The organism is Finegoldia sp. P2-F-LR, from assembly GCF_052932265.1.
This window is the reverse complement of sequence record NZ_JBRFJF010000016.1, coordinates 1-19869: the sequence shown is the minus strand read 5'-3', so window position 1 is coordinate 19869 and position 19869 is coordinate 1. Positions and strand designations below refer to the sequence as shown.

The 19869-nt window shown below is 32.1% G+C and carries 17 protein-coding genes; 15 read left to right on the top strand and 2 right to left on the bottom strand.

What is annotated here, in order from left to right; all coding sequences use genetic code 11:
• The 14 genes from ACU68W_RS09025 to lepB form a co-directional block, all read left to right on the top strand.
• On the top strand, positions 1 to 285 hold a 285-nt coding region (locus tag ACU68W_RS09025; protein WP_446756417.1), incomplete at its 5' end, for an EF-Tu C-terminal domain-related protein.
• A gap of 170 nt (positions 286 to 455) precedes the next feature.
• Positions 456 to 749, top strand: a complete 294-nt coding sequence (locus tag ACU68W_RS09020) for a hypothetical protein (protein WP_446756416.1) — start codon at positions 456 to 458, stop codon at positions 747 to 749.
• Positions 750 to 779: 30 nt separating this feature from the next.
• Positions 780 to 3116: a hypothetical protein gene (locus tag ACU68W_RS09015; protein WP_446756415.1), complete on the top strand. Its 2337-nt coding sequence runs from the start codon at positions 780 to 782 to the stop codon at positions 3114 to 3116.
• Positions 3109 to 3927 (top strand): ABC transporter ATP-binding protein, encoded by an 819-nt coding sequence (locus tag ACU68W_RS09010; protein ID WP_446755306.1) that lies wholly within the window; start codon positions 3109 to 3111, stop codon positions 3925 to 3927. Before ACU68W_RS09015 ends, ACU68W_RS09010 begins: the two co-directional genes overlap by 8 nt.
• 84 nt (positions 3928 to 4011) lie before the next feature.
• A complete protein-coding gene (locus tag ACU68W_RS09005) occupies positions 4012 to 4929 on the top strand; it encodes an AEC family transporter (RefSeq protein ID WP_316511206.1) in 918 nt (305 codons plus the stop codon).
• 63 nt (positions 4930 to 4992) lie between these two features.
• A complete protein-coding gene (locus ACU68W_RS09000) occupies positions 4993 to 6279 on the top strand; it encodes a 2-hydroxycarboxylate transporter family protein (RefSeq protein WP_446756414.1) in 1287 nt (428 codons plus the stop codon).
• 129 nt (positions 6280 to 6408) lie between these two features.
• A complete protein-coding gene (locus tag ACU68W_RS08995) occupies positions 6409 to 7581 on the top strand; it encodes an NAD(P)-dependent malic enzyme (protein ID WP_446756413.1) in 1173 nt (390 codons plus the stop codon).
• Between the two features lie 9 nt (positions 7582 to 7590).
• The gene (pepT, locus tag ACU68W_RS08990) at positions 7591 to 8802 is read left to right on the top strand and encodes a peptidase T (protein WP_446756412.1); all 1212 of its coding nucleotides are present in this window, start codon (positions 7591 to 7593) and stop codon (positions 8800 to 8802) included.
• Between the two features lie 97 nt (positions 8803 to 8899).
• Positions 8900 to 10360 (top strand): APC family permease, encoded by a 1461-nt coding sequence (locus ACU68W_RS08985; RefSeq protein WP_094223313.1) that lies wholly within the window; start codon positions 8900 to 8902, stop codon positions 10358 to 10360.
• A gap of 110 nt (positions 10361 to 10470) precedes the next feature.
• The gene (locus ACU68W_RS08980) at positions 10471 to 11244 is read left to right on the top strand and encodes an FAD binding domain-containing protein (RefSeq protein ID WP_094223314.1); all 774 of its coding nucleotides are present in this window, start codon (positions 10471 to 10473) and stop codon (positions 11242 to 11244) included.
• Positions 11241 to 11702 (top strand): (2Fe-2S)-binding protein, encoded by a 462-nt coding sequence (locus tag ACU68W_RS08975; RefSeq protein ID WP_094223315.1) that lies wholly within the window; start codon positions 11241 to 11243, stop codon positions 11700 to 11702. Before ACU68W_RS08980 ends, ACU68W_RS08975 begins: the two co-directional genes overlap by 4 nt.
• On the top strand, positions 11689 to 13962 hold the full coding sequence (locus ACU68W_RS08970) for a xanthine dehydrogenase family protein molybdopterin-binding subunit (RefSeq protein ID WP_446756411.1): 2274 nt from the start codon (positions 11689 to 11691) through the stop codon (positions 13960 to 13962). Before ACU68W_RS08975 ends, ACU68W_RS08970 begins: the two co-directional genes overlap by 14 nt.
• Positions 13963 to 14277: 315 nt before the next feature.
• Positions 14278 to 15564, top strand: coding sequence for a dicarboxylate/amino acid:cation symporter (locus ACU68W_RS08965; RefSeq protein ID WP_311437676.1), 1287 nt, complete (start codon positions 14278 to 14280; stop codon positions 15562 to 15564).
• Between the two features lie 105 nt (positions 15565 to 15669).
• Positions 15670 to 16197 (top strand): signal peptidase I, encoded by a 528-nt coding sequence (gene lepB / locus ACU68W_RS08960; RefSeq protein ID WP_002835354.1) that lies wholly within the window; start codon positions 15670 to 15672, stop codon positions 16195 to 16197.
• Positions 16198 to 16243: 46 nt separating this feature from the next.
• Here lepB and ACU68W_RS08955 read toward each other — a convergent pair whose 3' ends face one another.
• Positions 16244 to 18196: a fructose-1,6-bisphosphatase gene (locus ACU68W_RS08955; protein WP_446756410.1), complete on the bottom strand. Its 1953-nt coding sequence runs from the start codon at positions 18194 to 18196 to the stop codon at positions 16244 to 16246.
• Positions 18197 to 18377: 181 nt separating this feature from the next.
• On the opposite strand from ACU68W_RS08955, the gene nox reads away from it, so the two are divergent.
• The gene (nox, locus tag ACU68W_RS08950) at positions 18378 to 19715 is read left to right on the top strand and encodes a H2O-forming NADH oxidase (protein ID WP_094223319.1); all 1338 of its coding nucleotides are present in this window, start codon (positions 18378 to 18380) and stop codon (positions 19713 to 19715) included.
• A 62-nt stretch (positions 19716 to 19777) separates the two neighbouring features.
• On the opposite strand, the gene ACU68W_RS08945 is transcribed toward nox, so the two are convergent.
• Positions 19778 to 19867: a hypothetical protein gene (locus ACU68W_RS08945; RefSeq protein WP_446756418.1), complete on the bottom strand. Its 90-nt coding sequence runs from the start codon at positions 19865 to 19867 to the stop codon at positions 19778 to 19780.
• Between the last annotated feature and the right edge of the window lie 2 nt (positions 19868 to 19869).

Below are 19869 nucleotides of genomic sequence, written 5' to 3'. Positions count from 1 at the left end.
CCACACACAAAATTTGAAGCAGAAGTATACGTATTAACAAAAGAAGAAGGAGGAAGACACACACCATTCTTCTCAGGATACAGACCACAATTCTACTTCAGAACAACAGATGTAACAGGAAACATCGAACTAGAAGAAGGCGTAGAAATGGTAATGCCAGGAGATAACGCAAAATTCATCATCGAATTGATTACTCCTATCGCAATCGAAGAAGGACTAAGATTTGCCATCAGAGAAGGCGGTAGAACAGTAGGAGCAGGCGTTGTTTCTAAAATTATCGCATAGTTAAATACTAAGACTAATTAGCTCTCACTTAGGTGAGGGCTTTTTTTTATTTGAAAAAAATATCTATAAAATATATAAAAAAAAACCGACTAATATTTTAATAAAATAGATTAAAAAATAAAAAAATAGGGTATAAACTAAATAAGAAAAATACGAAAGGGGACTTGAAAATGAAAAAAATTTTATTTATCGTTATGATTGCATGTTTGACAGTGTTTTGTACAATAAATGCAAACGTTTCATCGGCTGTTAGTTCGGCAAGTTATTATGAATTAGAAAATGTTGAAAAAGATGAATACGGTGAGAACTTTACTTTTGAGAGGGGAAAATCACCTGTGAATTTTAAGTATGAAGATGTATATAATGACGGTTACAGTGGGAAACTTTATAGACAGAGATTAATTACTATTGATGTAACCAATAATACTGAGACTTGGTATTATTCGGGAGAAATTAGCAAATAATATTTTCTAAATTCAATGAAGGGAGACAATATGTTTGAACTGAAAAAACTTTACAAGTCGTTAATATTTCCAGTCGTAGTTATTATTTTTTGTGTGTATTCTTTTGTAACATTAAATAGTATAAAATATGAATATACTGATCAAGATTATTCATATTTTATAAAAACTAGAAATTATTTTGAAAACACAATGATGGAGTCTTTTGTATTCTCAAAATCATCTGAAAATAAAGAGGAACAGCAGAAATATTTGGATTTTAGCAAGATGAATTTTAATTCCTTGCAGTACATAAAACCTTTGGAATACGATTTGAGTATGTTGATGGAAGAGACAAAAACTGCAAAGTATTCTTCAAAGACAGAGCATAATTTCTACAATGAATTATTGAGCCAATATGATGAGATAGAATCGTTCAAACGACAAAACGACTTAAATAAGTTGGAGGATACAATGTTCATAGAATTGGATCCTTATTTTAATTTGATTCGTGATGAAATTAACAGATATGGATTCTACACTACATCCAATAATTTTAGTTTTTTCAAATCTTTTGGTTTCCTAATGGAAAATGTCATGAATGATATTTTCTTGTGTGTGGTTTTTCTGATAGCTGTATTTGCTAATGAGATGAATTTCAAAAGTCTAAAATTAGATACTATTTCGGTAAGCACCAAAAAATTAGTATATGCAAGGCTTGTAAAGTATGTAGTATTCTTTGCTATTGTAATCTTATCCATGATTTTGGGAAATATCATTTACTCTGTAGTCAATGGATTTCCAATGGGAAGCGCGAACGATATGATATTGAAAACTGTAACAAACTTAAAGACCGATTCGCTTATAACCATGAATGTAAACTCAGTGGTACTTGCTTTAAAATACATAGGGACGGGGTTTTTAATTTACAGCATTGCGATGATTTTGTATGAGATTTTCAGAAGGTACATGAAACAAAGTCTATCAATTATTGTTGTTTTATCAATTTATTGGATAATTTCATTGCTATCTAGAAAATATGATCTATCGTTTAGTTTAAATAGTTTTAATAATTTCGGTAATCTTTCAATATTGGTACCAATTGTATTTGTGTTAATGATTGTATGCTTAATCATTGTAAACAATAAAAGATACAAGTTGATTTATCATAATTTTTCTAAAACATACTCCAAAATCGATATCAAAAATATCTTGCAATTAGATTTTGCTAAAATTATGAGAAACAAATACTATAAATATTTTTGTGTACTAACTTTAGCGGTAGTTGTGTTATTCTGTTTCAATACGATAAAATTCAAAAACATAAAATCAAAGGATGATTTGCAGACCATAGACATCAGTATTGATGTTGCAAAGATTAACGTACACAATAATCCAAAAGAGAAACGTGACAAGCAAATACTAATTAACTTGGAAAATTTCAAAAAATCTTATGTTAACAGAGCTGACAATCCAGCAGAATATTACAGTAATATGCTTATTTATCTGAATTCTGATTGGGGATTAGATGAAGAAGGAATAGATCCCAGTACTTCTCGCTCTAATGAGAATAGGGTGAATTATTTTATTGATAACCACTTAAAGCCCGATTCAAGTTATGAACTTGTTAGCAATGAAATTGAACAGAGTTTATTATCTAATAAAAAACTAAGCTTGTATAAAACAAAACAACATGATCCTACTGAACAAAAAGGACTTATAGGCATTGTGATATCTATGTACGAAAATGGAATTATTCCAGCCTTTACGTTGATTATTTGCTTGATGTTTACTCTTGAGTTCAAAAAGGAAAGGTCCAATGGAACTTTGAAGTTAGCTTTTGTGAATGAATGGAAAAAAGATGTCTGGAAATCAAAGCAGGTTAATTCGTTTGTATTATCTGTCGGAATGTATATTGTGATTTTGGCAATTAGTATGATAATTGGATTATTTAACGGAGGACTTGGTGAGAAGTTGTATCCAGTGTTCTGCTACGATTACAGTTATAACGGTGTAGTAGAGGGTGTGTTCAGGGCATCCAGTGGTTTCGTTTTGCCAATGATTTTGATAAATATTTTGATAATTTTACTTGTGGTTAGTTTTTCAAATATGATGACTACATTCATCAAGAATGAAACTGTGAATATAATTGCTACAACTTTCTTGATTGTTTTGGGAATAATTATTAGCTATTTTGGAACTTTGGGTAAGTTTTTCTTATTAAATCCATTTAGTTCGTTGGATAGTCTGATGATTCTAAAAGGTGGATACAATTATTTGAATAAGTTTAGTTTTTCTAATCCGATTTATAATGTGATAATGATTGTATTTTATATTGTAGTGTTTAATGTGATATCAATGAAAAGGATGAAGGGGGATATTAATGCTTGAGATTAAAGGTCTGAACAAATCTTACGGTGAAAACGAAGTATTAAAGGATTTGAATTTGAAATTAGACAAACCTGGGATATACGCGTTAGTTGGACCAAATGGTATTGGTAAGACTACTCTTATGGATATAATTTCTGATTTGACGAAGTACGATTCAGGTGAGATTAAGGTTAATGATATAGATAATAAAAATCCGGAGATTTTCAAGCATTTATCTTATGCAAGAAGCTTGGATATGCTGTATGATAACTTGACAGGGTTGGATCATTTTATTTTCGCAAAGAACTCACGCCACGTTTCTGATGAAAAGTTTGAAGAAGTATTGGATATTTTTAAAGTTCATAATTTTATGAAGAGGAAAGTTAGCACTTATTCTCTGGGTCAAAAGCAAAAAACTTTGTTGACGTATTTTTTTATGGGAGATTATGATATTTACATTATGGACGAGCCTGTAACGGGATTGGATCCTACTAGCGTTATTTTGTTGAGAAATTATCTTCTGAAATTAAAAGATGATGGCAAGATAGTTGTGTTGTCATCTCATACTTTGTCAGAGGTGGACAAGTTAACAGACGATGTAATGTTTCTGGTGGATAAAAAAATAGCGTTTGAGAATTTGTCTGAGATTTCAAAGGAACAATACAAGGTTGTAACATCCAATAGTGAAAACAAAAAGATCGTCAATATTGTGGGCAAAAATGATTTGGATGATTCTTTGAAGAAATTTATCTCTGATGGTTTAATTATCGATTCGATTGAAAAATCAGATTATACTACAGAGGACAGATACATTGAATTATACACAAAATAATTTGATTTTTTGACAAATAAATAGTATTGTTGTATAGGTAAGTGGTTTCATTTACCTATATTTTTATGTGAAAAAGGTGGTTTTTTGGTAAATTATTCGCAGTTGTACTTAATGATAATCAATTTGTTCTGTTTGATTTTTATTGGATTTTTGATAAAAAAGTCCAACATTGTAGACGATAATACTATGACGGGACTTAACAAGTTGATTTTTAATGTGTTTTTTCCTCTAAAAATTATGATGAGTTTTTATAAAGTAGATTTTGGGCAAAATCTCAGTGTAAAATATTTTGTATATTTGAATGTGGTGTTTGTATTTCACATTTTTCTTACTTATTTTTTGGCGAAAATTACCAATAAGGACAAATCTTATGTTGTACTAGAAGCCAATGCTATGAGTAGAGGCAATTTCATTATAATGTCATTTCCAATATTAAGTGTTTTGTTTGGGGATGAAGGGATTGTCATGGCAGGTGCAATCACAGGAATTAGTCAGTTTTTCTATAATTTCTACACTGTAAGCATGTACGAAGGATTGGTAGGTGAGAATAATTCTAAGAAAAAGTTGTTCATAAATGTAGTGAAGACACCTTTGATGATTGGGCTTTTCGTAGGGATTTTTTTGTATGTAACTAAGGTTAATTTGTTTTTCTTGGAAACTCCTTTGAGAAGTTTGGGAGATATTGCAGGGACCTTAGCTTTGGTGACTATGGGATACGGTTTGAATTTTAGAATAGATTTTAGAGAGATTAAATCAATTATGAAGGTTTCCATTGTAAAACTTTTGGTACTTCCTTTGACAGGATTATTTATTGGAAAAATTTTCGGATTGTCTGAAATTCAAAAGGTTGTTGCGTTGATTTTATTTGGTGCTCCTACGGCTGTTAATACTTATGTTTTCGCTAAAAGATATAAGCAAGATGATTCATTGGCAGGTTACTATGTTGTGAGTACTACAATTTTGTATTTATTCACTTTATTACTTTTAATTAAGTTAATCTAGATTGCTTTATTATGTTTTAAATGAGATAATAAAAGATGTAAAAACTAAATAAGGAGGAAAATTATGGATAAAAAGATTGCAGGTTTAAAAATTCCGTATTTTATAATCGCTTGTGTAATAATCGTTATTTCATTCATATTTGATGTTCTACCAAATGGTATGGTTGGAGCATTTTTATTTTTGATTGTATTTGGCGAATTATTAAACCTTATCGGAAATCACACACCAATTATCAAGACATATTTGGGTGGTGGAGCTATTGTATCTATATTTGTTGGTGCGGCTATAACTTATTATAAATGGTTACCAGCTGAATCCATCAAAAGTATAAATACTTTTATGACTAAAGGAGGATTCCTAGATTTCTACATCGCAGCTTTAATCACAGGTTCAATTCTTGGTATGAATAGAAAGTTGCTTATCAAAGCAGCTATTAGATATTTACCATGTATCTTGGGTTCTGTGATTATGGCATTACTTTTAGTAGGTGGTGTAGGTTTGTTGTTAGGAAAGAGTGTAGGTGAATCAACCGCATACATCGGTATCCCAATTATGGGCGGAGGAATGGGAGCAGGTGCTGTACCTATTTCAAAAGTTTTCGAATCAGCATTGAATATTCCGTCCGAAACTATTTTGAGTAAACTTGTTCCAGCAGTTGCTTTGGGTAATGCTACGGCAATTGTTGCTGGTGGTTTATTGAACAGACTAGGAAAATCAAAACCAAGCTTAACTGGTAATGGACAATTAGTTAGAAGTAATGATGATAGTTTGAAAGCTGAAAAGAAGGAAAACATCATTTTAAATGATGTTAAAGATTATGGCGCTGGTATTGTAATTGCTACAGCATTTTTTACATTTGGTGCAATATTAGCATTTTTATTCGAAAAGCTCGGTATCAAAATCCACTCTTATGCTTGGATGATTATTTCTGTAGTTATCGTAAAGGCAGCAGGAATTGTTCCTGAAAAAATCGAACATGTTGCTGAAGGTTGGTACAATTTCGTTGCCAAAAACTTCACTGCAGCACTTATGCTTGGTATTGGTATGGCTTACACTAATTTGGGACAAATTTTCGAAGCATTTACACCAAGCTATGTAATTCTTGTTCTTGCGGTTATTATAGGAGCTATCATTGGCGCTGGTATCGTAGGATATTTCGTAGGATTCTATCCAATAGAAACAGCTATTACAGCAGGATTATGCATGGCTAACATGGGTGGTACTGGTGATGTTGCTGTTCTTACGGCTGCAGATAGAATGGAATTGATGCCATTTGCGCAAATATCTTCTCGTTTGGGAGGAGCGTTAATAATTTTATTGGCATCTGTTTTGGTTCCAATATTTTTCTAAATCAATTGAGGTATTTTAAATAATACCTCTTTTTGTTTGGAATAGTTAGCTTTTAGTGTTAAAATTATATTGTAATAATGTAATTCAACAATTTTGTTGAAAGTTATATGAAAATTTATGAGGTGAAAAATGAATATCGAAGAAATTAAACAAAAAGCTCTTGAACTTCACGAAAAAAATCAAGGGAAATTAGAAGTAGTATCTAAAGTAAAAGTTAATGACGCTATGGATTTGGCGTTGGCTTACACTCCTGGTGTTGCTGAGCCTTGTAAGAAAATTCACGAAGACAATGAACTTGCATATAAATATACAAATAAAGGAAATATGGTTGCTGTAGTAACTGATGGTTCTGCAGTTTTAGGTTTGGGAAATATTGGTGGAATTGCTGGTATGCCAGTTATGGAAGGTAAATCAGTTTTATTTAAAGAATTCGGTAATGTAGATGCATTCCCAATTTGCTTAAATACACAAGACACAGAAGAAATAATTAACACTGTAAAAGCAATTTCTCCTTCATTTGGTGGAATTAACCTTGAAGATATTGCAGCTCCAAGATGTTTTGAAATCGAAAAAAGATTAATCGAAGAATTAGATATTCCAGTATTCCACGATGACCAACACGGTACAGCTGTTATAGTATTATCTGCTGTTATTAATGCTTTGAGAATTGTTAAAAAAGATATTTCTGATGTAAAAATCGTAATCAGTGGTGCAGGGGCAGCAGGTATTGCAATTTCTAACTTGTTAACATTGGCAGGTGCTAAGAACAACTTAATCTTAAACAGCCGTGGAATTATCGATCCAGATGATGAAAAACTTGACGAAGCTAGAAGAGAAATCGCTAGAACTACTAACCCTAATAAAGTTAAAGGAGATTTGAAAACTGCTATGGAAAATGCAGATATTTTCATCGGTGTTTCTGCTCCTGGAATTTTAACAAAAGAAATGGTATCTTCAATGAACCACGATGCTATTGTTTTAGCAATGGCGAACCCAGTTCCAGAAATATATCCTGACGAAGCAAAAGAAGCAGGAGCAAGAGTTGTTGGAACAGGTAGAAGTGATTATCCTAACCAAGTTAACAATGTTTTGGTATTCCCTGGAATATTCAGAGGCGCATTAGATGCAAAAGCAGATAGAATTACTGACGATATGAAATTATCAGCAGCATATGCAATTGCTCACATGGTTGAACAACCAGTAGAAGATAGAATTTTACCAGAAGCATTTAACAAAGATGTTGCAAGAAATGTTGCAAACGCAGTTAAAAAATCTTGGGAAGAAAAGAAAGTTATTAAATAGGAGAAATTTATGATAGATATAGTTGATAGATTTATTGAATACGCGAAGATTTATACTACAAGTGATGAATCAAGCGAAACTTGTCCATCAACAGCTAGACAAAAAGATTTGGGTAATCTTTTGGTTAAGCAATTAAAAGAAATGGGAATTGACAATGCTCACATGGACGAAAATGGATATGTGTATGCATCGTTAGAATCAAACTTGGATAGAGAATCAAAATCTATCGGTTTCATTTCTCATATGGATACTGCTCCGGATATGTCAGGAGAAAATGTAAAACCACAAATTTTGGAATACAAAGGTGGAGACATCAAATTATCCGATTCTGTAACTACTACTGTGGAAGATTTTCCATTTTTAAAAGATTTGGAAGGACAAACTTTAATTCATACAGATGGAACTACACTTTTGGGTGCAGATGACAAATCAGGTATTGCAATTATAATGGATGCTGTGAATAAATTATGCGAAAACAAAGATATTAAACATCCAACAATTAAAATTGGATTTACTCCTGATGAAGAAATAGGCAGGGGAGCTGATTTGTTCGATGTAGAAAAATTCGGCGCTGATTTTGCATATACTTTGGATGGTGGTCCAATTGGAGAATTGGAATACGAAAACTTCAATGCAGCAGGTGCGACAATAACTATTCACGGCAAAAATGTTCATCCTGGTAGCGCAAAAAATACTATGATTAATTCACAATTAATTGGTATGGAATTATTCAATGAACTTCCTGTTGCTCAAAGACCAGAACACACTGAACATTACGAAGGATTTTATTTGTTGACATCATTCGAAGGTTCTGTTGAAAATACTGTTATGAAATTCATAATCAGAGATCACGCCAAGAAAAAATTCGAAGAAAAGAAATCTTATTTGGAAAAATTAGTAGAATTCTTGAATGTGAAATACAACAACTCTATCGAACTTGACATGAAAGATAGCTATTACAACATGAAAGAAAAAATAGAACCTGTAATGGAAATTGTGGATTTGGCTTATAAATCAATGGAAGATTTGGGAATAAAACCATTAGTTCAACCAATCAGAGGTGGTACGGATGGAGCACAATTATCATACAAAGGACTTCCATGTCCGAACATTTTCACTGGCGGATATGCATTTCACGGAAAGCACGAATTATTATCTATCGACCAAATGAAAAAAGCATCGGATTTGGTTTTGAAAATAATAGAAAATTATTCAAAATAAAATATCAAGTAGCTTCTAGTAAATCTGGAAGCTATTTTTTATTGAAAAATGTTCCCAACAAAAATAAATTTTGCTATAATCTAATCAGGAGGGAAATATGAAAAACGATGTTTTAATTGACGATCAAAAGAAAAAATCTCTTACAGTGACCAATCTAATTTGGATGGGATTCACAGTTGTATGGGGTTTTGGAAATGTTGTTAATAACTATGCTAACCAAGGCTTGACAGTTATTACAAGTTGGATATTCATAATGGCTTTGTATTTTATTCCTTATTCATTGATGGTTGGAGAACTTGGTTCAACTTTCAAAGAAGGACAATCAGGACTTAGCTATTGGATAAAACAAACAATGGGACCATTACTAGCTTATTTGTCCGGCTGGACTTATTGGGTAGTACATATCCCATATTTAGCACAAAAACCACAAAACCTTATGGTAGCAGGTGCATGGGCGGTTTTTAGAAATCCTAAAATAGTAAAATCTTTAAATCCAATTGTTTTGCAATCATTGGTACTTATAATATTTTTGTTATTTGTTCTATTAGCAGCAAATGGTATTAAATCGATAAAAGTTTTGGGTTCAATCGCAGGTACCGCAAGTTTTGTTATGGGTATTTTATTTATTTTACTAATGCTAGCAGCTCCAGCATTAAGAGGAGTAGAAGTTGCATCTCCAAATATGTTAAGTATCAAAACATACTTACCTAACTTTAATTTGCACTATTTGACAACTATTTCTATGTTGGTTTTTGCCGTAGGTGGTTGTGAAAAAATCTCACCTTATGTAAATGACACACAAGATGCAGGCAAAAACTTCCCAAAAGCTATGATAATTATGGCTTTAATGGTAACAGTATCTGCGATTTTGGGTTCAGTTGCAATGGGTATGATGTTTGATACAACAAATGTTGCAAACGACCTTAAAATGAATGGTGCTTATTACGCATTTGAAAAATTAGGGCAATATTACGGAATTGGTTCTACTCTTGTAATTATTTATGCTTTGACAAACTTTGCCGGACAAGCGGCAGCTTTAGTTATGAGTATTGATGCACCACTTAAACTTTTATTGAGCGAAGCAGATGCAAAATATGTTCCAAATTTCTTGAGAAAGATCAACGACAAAAAAGTTCCAGTTGGTGGATACAAACTAACAACAATTTTGGTTAGTATTTTGATTATTATTCCTGCTTTAGGAATAGGAAATTCAAATGAATTGTACAATTGGTTGTTGGATTTGAACTCTATAGTAATGCCAATGCGTTATATGTGGGTATTTGCAGCATATTTTGCATTAAAACACTACTTACATGAAAAACAAGGCGTGGAATACAGATTCACAAAATCAAAATCATTCGGTAAATTTATCGCTGGTTGGTGTTTTGTATTCACAGCATTTGCATGTATATTAGGTATGATTCCAAAAGAAGGAGAACCATTCACAAGTCAATGGAATTTCAAATTGATGCTTAACATTTTGACTCCAGTGGTATTGTTGGGATTGGGACTAATATTGCCATCAATTGCTAAAAAAGAACAAGCTAAAAATATTTAAAACTTAAAATTATTTCATACAAAAGTTATATGAAAATGTTAGTCGGTTGTCAAAAGATAACCGACTATTTTTGTGATATAATATAGACTGATTAAAATTAAGGAGTGGTTATGTTTACATTAAGAGATTTCAAAAGTCCAGAAACATTGAATGAAGCTTATGAGTTATTGATGAAATCAAAAATGAATAAAATTTTGGGTGGATGTCATTTTCTTAAAGCAGGCTGTCGTTCTTACAATGTTGGGATTGATTTGTCAAAATTGGATTTAAATTACATAAATGTTGAAGACGATGAAATAAAAATCGGAGCAACTACTACATACAGAGATTTGGAATACAATGATTTCTTAAAAAAATTTTGTGATGGAATTATTCCTAAATCTTTGAAAAGAATTGTGTCAACTCAACTAAGAAACACTGCCCAAGTTGGAGCAAGCGTGTTTTCACGATATGCATTTTCTGATTTTTTGCCTATTTTATTATTACTTGATGCAAAGGTTAGATTGTACAATAATGGTGTAATGAGTGTTGAAGAATTTTTGAATTCTGATATAAAGAAGGACTTATTAGTTGAAGTCATGATTCCTAACAAAGATGTCCACTGCACTCAAATTGTTCAAAGAATTTGTTGCAAGGATTTTCCAATTGCTATTGTAAGTATTTCTAAAATCGATGAAAAATATAAGGTAGTATTAGGAGCGAGACCTCAAAAAGCAATGGTTATGAGAGATGTTTCTGATGAGATTAATACTAATGGATTTGATAGGGAAAAGACATTGGAATTAATCGATGAATATATAGGGTCAAATAATAAAGCGAAGAAAAAATACAGAAAACTTTTATTTGTTGGATTATTGGAAAAAGCGTTAGGTGAATTGCAATGATTATAGAATTAAATGTTAATAATAAAAACCATATAGCTAGTGTTGATAGCGATACTACTTTGTACAATGTGCTTCGCGATTTGGGTTATAAATCGGTGAAGTGTGGTTGTACAACATCAAATTGTGGTCTTTGTACTGTGTGGATGGACGATGTTCCAGTACTTTCTTGTTCTGTTTTGGCATTAAGATGTGAAGGAAAAAAGATTACAACTTTGGAAGGAATATCTGAAAGCCAAAGAAAATTTGGAGAACTTTTGACTGAAGAAGGTGGGGAACAATGCGGTTTTTGTTCACCGGGGTTCATTATGAATGTTTTGAGTTTGAAGAAAACTATCAAAAATCCTACAGATGAAGAAATCGAAGATTATTTGATGGGTAATTTATGCAGATGTACAGGTTATGCTTCTCAAATGAGAGCTATTAAGAAATATTTGGAGATTGATGATGAAGATAAATAAAGATTTCAAAAAAATAGATTCAAGCTCATTAGTTACTGGAAAACCTGTCTATACAGAGGATTTGAAAGATCCTAATGCGCTGATAATTAAGCTGATGAGAAGTCCGTATGCAAGATGCGAAATATTAGAAATAGATAAATCAAGAGCAGAAGCGATGGATGGAATTGTCGCAGTGTACACTTATGAAGATGTTTTCGACAATAAATTTACATTGGCAGGACAATCTTATCCAGAACCAAGTCCATACGATATGTCGATTTTGTCAAAAGAAATTAGATATATGAAAGAGCCTGTAGCAATCGTAGTTGGAATTAACGAAAAAGTGTGTAATCAGGCGATGAAGAAAATTAAAATCAAGTACGATGTTAAAGAACCATTATTTGATTACACAAAAGCTATCGACAACGAAATCGTAGTTCACGAAGAAGATGTATTCTTTAATGGACCAACTAAAGTTTTTGGTTATGACACGAAAAGAAATCTAGTTGGTGAAAAGAAAGAATCTTGGGGAGAAGATGTTGACAAGGTAATGAGTGAGTGTGATGTCGTATTAGAAGATACTTTTACAACAAAGGCACAAGCGCATTGCATGATGGAAACATACAGATCTTATTGTTACATGGATCAATTCGATAGATTGTGTTGCATTTCATCTACACAAGTTCCATTTCACATCAAAAGACAATTATCCATTGCTTTGGGAATAAGTGATTCAAGAATAAGAATTATAAAACCAAGAGTAGGTGGGGGATTCGGTGGAAAACAAACAAGTGTCACAGAAATTTATCCAGGATTTGTAACTTTAAAAACAGGAAAGCCATCAATTCTTGTATTTGACAGAGAAGAAACTTTTGAAGCTTCAAACTCACGCCACCAAATGAAAGTTAAAGTTAAAATAGGTGCCAAAAAAGATGGGACAATTGAAGCTTGTGACATTTATGCCTTATCTGATCAAGGCGCTTACGGTTATCACGCATTTACGACTTTGAATTTGGTTGGTAACAAAACACTTCCATTGTACAGTAGAATGAGGGCTGCTAGATTTTTCGGACAAGTTGTATACACTAACAAACTTCCTGGTGGAGCTTTTCGTGGTTACGGTGCAGTTCAAGGAACATTTGCATTAGAATCTATGGTAAATAAATTAGCCAAAGAATTAAACATGGATCCAGTTGAACTAAGACTTAAAAACACTGTTCGAGAAGGAGAAAAAACTCTTGCTTACGGAATAGATGTCAAAAGTTGCAAATTAAATGAATGCATCGAAAAAGGAAGAGAAATGATTGAATGGGATAAATATTATCCTTTCAAAGAAGAAAAAGATAAAATAATTTCTGTTGGAATGGCAATTGCTCAACAAGGAAGTGGAATTCAAAACGTCGATACTTCAACAGTTGAAGTTAGATTAAACGAACAAGGTGATTATACATTGTTGATGAGTCCTACAGATGTTGGACAAGGTACGGATTCTATCATGGTGAATTTGGCAAATGAAGTGTTGCAATGTGGAATGGACAATATTATTCCAATAATCGCAGACACTGATATAACTCCATTTGATCCGGGAAGTTATGCATCAAGTGGTGTGTATATAACAGGAAGTGCAGTTGTACGCGCGTGTGAAAATTTGCTAAATAAAATCAAAAAACGTGTTGCCATGAGATTTGAAACTTCTGTGGAATGGTTAGAAATTAGAAATCAAGAAGTTTATTTGCAAGATAAAAAATTAATTGCAATCAAAGATTTGGCTAGAGATTTATCAACTGGACCAAACGGTATGCAATTAATTGGCGTGGGAAACTTCGATTCAAAAACATCACCTCCACCATATATGGCAGGATTTGCAAAAATAAGTATCGACAAATTAACAGGAGAAATCAAAGTAGAAGATTACGCAGCGGTTGTCGATTGCGGAACTGTTATGAATACTAAATTAGCGACGGTTCAAGTCGAAGGCGGGATTGGTCAATCGATAGGATATGCTTTGTATGAAGATTCATTGTGGGATGATGAAGGAAGATTAAAAGAACATTCATTTATTTCGTATAATTTACCTTCAAGAAAAGATATCGGAAATATTCACGTTGATTTTTGTGAAAGTTATGAGCCTACAGGTCCTTTCGGAGCAAAATCAATTGGAGAAATAGTTTCAAACACACCTGCACCAGCGATTAATGGAGCGATGTTAAATGCACTTGGCTGCACTTTTGATACTCTTCCAATAAAAGCTGAAGATGTTTTATTAAAAATGTATGAATAGATTATAAGTCAGAGGTTAATAGCCTCTGATTTTTTATTGAAAATATTTCAAAAATTAAATAATTCATATATATAACAGTGGTAGATAAAATAAGCATTATTTTCACAAAATATCAAACGATTTTCATTAGTAGTATTAGGGATATGTACTTTCTCATATAAAAATCTTTTTGTAAAAAAATCGTAAGAAATTTCAAAATTACTGAATAATGTGCAGAATTAAGTAAATAAAATTTAGGAAAATTAAAATTAAATTTGAAAATTGTACTCAATATACTATAGTATATAACTATAAAATTTAAAAAGGGGTGTTTAGATGAAATTCGTAGCATTAGCAGTTACTTTAGTATTGTTTGCTTTATTGATGTTCATGGCTAAGAAGAAAATGAACTTCGGTACAAGAACAATTGTAGCTGCAATTCTAGGTATTATAGTAGGATTTATTTTCAAAGGAAACACAGAATATGTAAAAGTATTCGGATCTATCTATGCTAATTTATTATTTGCAATAGTAATACCATTATTATTTACATCAATTGTTAGTACCGTAGTTTCTTTGGAAAGTATTGAAAAAATGAAAAAAATCGGATCAAAGACAATTGGAATTTTAAGTTTACACAATGTCTTAGGTTCACTTATAGGTTTGATTTTAGGGGTAGCATTTAAAATTGGACAAGGAAGTTCGTTAACTTTGGCTGCAGGTGCGAAAGCCAAGGAAGTTCCAACTTTTGCAGAAACTTTTGTAAATTTCTTCCCAGATAATGTCTTGGGAAATGCAGCAGAAGCAAAAGTAGTTCCTATAATTATTTTCTCTGTCCTTTTAGGATTAGCGATTTTACAATTAGAAGAAAGAGGAGAAGGAGAAAGAGCAAAACCATTTTTAAGTTTTATCGACTCAGCTGCAGCAGTTATTTTTAGATTTACAGGAATGATTATAGACTTCACTCCATATGCTGTATTAGCTTTAATTGCAAATGCTGTTAGTAGAACAGATATGGCTAGTATGATGCCGTTGATTGTTGTGTTAATATTGACTTATGTTGCATCAATCTTCCACTCATATGTTACAACTGGAGCTCTTTTAGCTATTTTTGCAAAAGTAAATCCAATCAAATTTTTCAAAAAATTCTGGCCAGTTCAATTGATTGCATTCTCTACACAATCTTCTGTAGGATGTATTCCAGCAAATACTGATAACTTAAAAGATAAATTAGGTGTTTCTGAAAAGATAGCAACATTTGTTGCATCAACCGGTTCAACTGTTGGTATGCCAGGTTGTGCAGGATTTTGGCCAGTATTGTCAGCTATTTTGACAATTAATGTTATGGGAATTCACTACTCATTCGGACAATACGTAATGCTAATATTGGTAGCATTGGCAGTGTCATTGGGTACAGTCGGAGTTCCAGGAACTGCAACAATCACTACTACTGCAGTATTTGCAGCAATGGGTCTTCCTGTTGAAATGGTTGTATTGATGAGCCCTATATCAATGCTTGCAGATATGGGTAGAACTGCTACAAATGTTACAGCAGCAGGTTCTTCAGCAGTTATAGTTGCGGCAAGTGAAGGCCAATTAGATAGAGAAGTTTTTAATTCATAATTTTTACAAATAATTTTATATTACGATAATAAATTAGCAACCTTTACACATTTGCTGATTAGTATTATAATCAAATTAGTAAATATTAGAAAGGGAATCTTAGATATGACAGAAAAAGCAAAATCTTTTTTTGAGTGGTTATTTGTAATAGGAATTGCCATTGTGTTGGCGTTATTGCTTAGAAATTTTGTAATTAGTACAACTCATGTTGAAGGAAATAGCATGAATCCTACAATTGAGAATGGAGATCGAATTTTCGTCAACAGAATGGGGATTTTTAAGAACAAATTAAAACGAGGTAATATTATAGAACTTCACGCACCGGATAAATCTGGTCGTGATTACATCAAAAGAATTGTAGCATTACCGGGAGATACTGTTGAATTAAAAAACAATAAAGTATATGTTAATAATGAACAATTGAATGAAAATTATACAAGTAGTCAAACGACTCTTGTTTCAGGAAATGAAACAAAATGGGAACTAGGAGAAGATGAGTATTTTGTATTGGGGGATAACAGACTCCCTCGAGAATCAAACGATAGCAGAATATTCGGTCCGATAAAGAAAAAGGCGATAGTTGGTAGAGCTTTTTTGAGATATTTTCCATTCAATAAATTCGGTGTATTATAAGAAAAACTAATCTTGGATTTTCCAAGATTAGTTTTTTTAATTGGTATTAGTTTGAATTTTGTTGAATTGTACCACTTCTGTACGCTTCAATTAAACTTTCCAAATCTTCGATAAGTTCTAGGATTTCTTCGCCCTCGTCTGTATCTTTTATGAGCATTCTTTTTGGAAATTCCTCTGTTATTGTAACTTCTGGAGTGTATGCGCCGTGAACTGATTCCATCACTTTGAAATTCTTGTGTTTTGCTATTGCTAAGTGATGAGAGTTAAATGTCAACGTATAGCCGGCAATACCTGTTTTCTTTTGGTAAGCTTCTGAAATTCCGCCATCTATTACATAAGTTTTGCCATTAGCTGATACTGGTTTTTCTCCATTGATGCTTTTAACAGGAACGTGTCCATTAATTATGTGAGAAGTTTCAGGATTCATATTGAATTCTTCAAATATTTTGTCTGCGTATTTTTCAATCTTACTTAAACTAAAATAAGGATTACTTACTTCTTTTCTAACATCTTTGTCAGTAATGAAGAAGTTTTCAAATGTTGATATTTTACTTTTTCCAAACATAGGAGATTTTGGGCCACACCACATATACCAGAAAAAGTCCAACGCTGTTTGTCTGTCTGGGTCATTATCATCCATGTTTTTCGCTGAATTTATAATTCCTTCGAAGAAATCCAAAAGAGATTTGCCACTGTAGGTATTGGATTCATATGTGAATTCTTCGAAACTACCGTCCTTATTCATAGGGATACATCCATGGAAAAGCAAATTGCTGTTTGCGATTTTGTACACTGAACCATATGAGAACAAAAAGTCCATGTGCTCTTTTAATCTGTGACTTGTTCTGAATGATTTTGAAATGCATTCGATAACTTCTTGTTCACTTGGTGTTAATTCAAGAGGATTTTCAGGATCAATTGTTGGGAATTTTATGTCCAAAAGTGCATGGGGCTTGCCATTTGCATCTTTGTAAATTCCATTTTTAAAGTCGATTCTTTCTAGATATAATCTGTCTAATTGTTCAAATTCCGGATTTCTCTTAAAAAGTTGGTTTTCTAATTTGAATTGAATTATAGAAATAGCCTTGTGCATTCTTGCTGCGTGAAGTAAATCAGTTTCTGAGTGTTTGTTATCATCTAAGATTCTAACTTTGAATCTTTCACATGGGTCATTGTAATATGATTCATCTGCCAATGTCGACAATAATCTCAAATTAATTCCGTAACCATCTTCCAAAGATTGAAAATTATTGTAACTTATTGCATTTCTAACTACGTTACACGCATTCACATAACTACCAAGAAAAGCTCCAATCCATGTAACATCGTGGTTACCGTATTGAATATCCACATCTTTTTTAGCAATAAGCGTATCCATAATAATGTCAGGTCTTTTTCCTCTGTCAAAAATATCTCCGACGATGTGCAGCCAGTCGATATTCAAATCTTGAATTAATTCACACAAAGTTATTATAAAATCTTCACTAACTTCTATTTTAATGATGCTATCTAAAAGTTGATTAAAATATTCTTTTTTATTCAAAGATTCGTATTGAATGTTGAGCATTTCATCTATCAAATCTCTGTAGTAAAAGGGAGTTTGATTTCTGACTTTTTGTCTAGAATATTTACTGGCAACCCTTTTTGCTATTCTTATCAGATAAAAAATAGTATCTCTAATCCATGTTTCTGTATATTCATCGTTTTCCTTTGTAATATTGATAATTGTTTTAGGATCGTAAATTAAATTGGCCAACTGATTTTTTCTTGATTCAGATAATTTGTCTTTGAATTCAAGGTCAATTTTAATTCTGGTATTACCAGAAGCACTTTTAATAATTCTATTGAAACTATCGTATTGTCCATGTAAATCAGATAAAAAGTACTCTGTACCTTTTGGCAACACAGACAAAGAAGTCAAACTTATTATTTTGTTAGCAGCCTGTTCAATCGTAGGAAATTCTTTTGCAAGTAATTTCAAGTATTTTAAATTGTTCAATTTTCTACCTCCATAATACTATTATATATGAACTTAAAAAAAAAGAAATAGTTTGCCTATTGAAAAATAATTACAAATTTGATATAATTATAAGCGTAAAGATTTGTTAAATAACAAACAAATATTTTTTTACTTATTAATCCTACAATATTAGTAGGAAATAAACAAAGGAGGAAACATAATGAGTAAAATAGTTTTAATTGGAGCTAACCATGCAGGTACAGCTTGTGCGAACACAATATTGGATAATTACAAAGATGAAGAATTAATAATTTTTGATCAAAACTCCAATATTTCTTTCTTAGGTTGTGGAATGGCATTGTGGATTGGAAAACAAATTAAAGGTCCAGAAAAATTATTTTATTGTAGCAAAGAAGTTTTCGAACAAAAAGGTGCTACGGTTCACATGGAAACAAAAGTAGACAACATTGACTACGACAAAAAAATTGTTTATGCAAAGGACAAAGACGGAAAAGAAATTCAAGAATCTTACGACAAATTGGTGTTAGCTACAGGATCTCAACCAATTTTACCAGACATCGAGGGAATGGATTTGGAAAATGTTCAAAAAGTTAAAATTTTCCAAGATGCACAATCAGTCATAGACAAGATTAATCACGAAGAAATCAAAAAAGTTGTAGTGGTAGGAGCTGGCTACATAGGTACTGAACTTGCAGAAGCTTTCAAGAGATTAGGAAAAGAATCTACATTGGTTGAACACGGAGATACAGTGTTAAGAGGCTATTACGATGATAAATTCTGTAAAAAAATGGAAGATAACCTAAGAGATCACAGTGTAAATTTAGTATTTAATGAAGAAGTTGTAAAATTAGAAGGAACTGATGGAAAAGTAAATAAGGTTATAACTGATAAAGGTGAATACGATTGTGACATGGTAATAATGTCTATAGGATTCAAACCAAACAGTTCACTTTCAAAAGATCATTTGAAATTAAACGATAAAAAAGCAATAATCACTGACAAACATCAACAAACTTCTGATGAAAATGTATTTGCAGTTGGTGATTCAACAGTTATTTTCAACAACGCAACAGGAAAATTTGAATACGTTGCATTAGCTACAAACGCTGTAAGAAGTGGTATAGTTGCTGGTCACAATGTTTGTGGAACAAAATTAGAATCAAACGGTGTGCAAGGATCAAACGGAATTAAAATTTACGATTTGTGCATGGTATCAACAGGTTTGACAGTTAGAAATGCTGAAAAATTAGGAATGGAAGTTGAATACACTGATTTCACAGATTTACAAAAACCACCATTTATGGAAGAAAACAACAAAGAAGTTACTATCAGAATTGTTTACGACAAAAATTCACGCGAAATCAAAGGTTGCCAAATAATGAGTGAATATGATATTTCAATGATGATTCACATGTTCAGCTTGGCAATTCAAGAACACGTTACAATCGACAAACTAGCTCTTACTGATATATTCTTCTTGCCACATTACAACCAACCATACAACTATGTAACTATGGCAGCTATTCAAGCTTTATAATCAAAAAAATTAGCGACTACTTTAACTTGATGTGTACCCATAAAACTGGACACAATATTTAATTAATTAGTTGTAGTGGATGCTAACCTATACTTTGTAGGTGGCATCCATTTTGTTTTCCTCTGAATTCTTTCGTTATTGTAATAATAGATGT

Coding starts and splice junctions, on each gene's coding strand:
- ACU68W_RS09020 (WP_446756416.1), top strand. CDS start 456: ATGAAAAAAATTTTATTTATCGTTATGATTGCATGTTTGACAGTGTTT.
- ACU68W_RS09015 (WP_446756415.1), top strand. CDS start 780: ATGTTTGAACTGAAAAAACTTTACAAGTCGTTAATATTTCCAGTCGTA.
- ACU68W_RS09010 (WP_446755306.1), top strand. CDS start 3,109: ATGCTTGAGATTAAAGGTCTGAACAAATCTTACGGTGAAAACGAAGTA.
- ACU68W_RS09000 (WP_446756414.1), top strand. CDS start 4,993: ATGGATAAAAAGATTGCAGGTTTAAAAATTCCGTATTTTATAATCGCT.
- ACU68W_RS08995 (WP_446756413.1), top strand. CDS start 6,409: ATGAATATCGAAGAAATTAAACAAAAAGCTCTTGAACTTCACGAAAAA.
- pepT (WP_446756412.1), top strand. CDS start 7,591: ATGATAGATATAGTTGATAGATTTATTGAATACGCGAAGATTTATACT.
- ACU68W_RS08985 (WP_094223313.1), top strand. CDS start 8,900: ATGAAAAACGATGTTTTAATTGACGATCAAAAGAAAAAATCTCTTACA.
- ACU68W_RS08980 (WP_094223314.1), top strand. CDS start 10,471: ATGTTTACATTAAGAGATTTCAAAAGTCCAGAAACATTGAATGAAGCT.
- ACU68W_RS08975 (WP_094223315.1), top strand. CDS start 11,241: ATGATTATAGAATTAAATGTTAATAATAAAAACCATATAGCTAGTGTT.
- ACU68W_RS08970 (WP_446756411.1), top strand. CDS start 11,689: ATGAAGATAAATAAAGATTTCAAAAAAATAGATTCAAGCTCATTAGTT.
- ACU68W_RS08965 (WP_311437676.1), top strand. CDS start 14,278: ATGAAATTCGTAGCATTAGCAGTTACTTTAGTATTGTTTGCTTTATTG.
- lepB (WP_002835354.1), top strand. CDS start 15,670: ATGACAGAAAAAGCAAAATCTTTTTTTGAGTGGTTATTTGTAATAGGA.
- nox (WP_094223319.1), top strand. CDS start 18,378: ATGAGTAAAATAGTTTTAATTGGAGCTAACCATGCAGGTACAGCTTGT.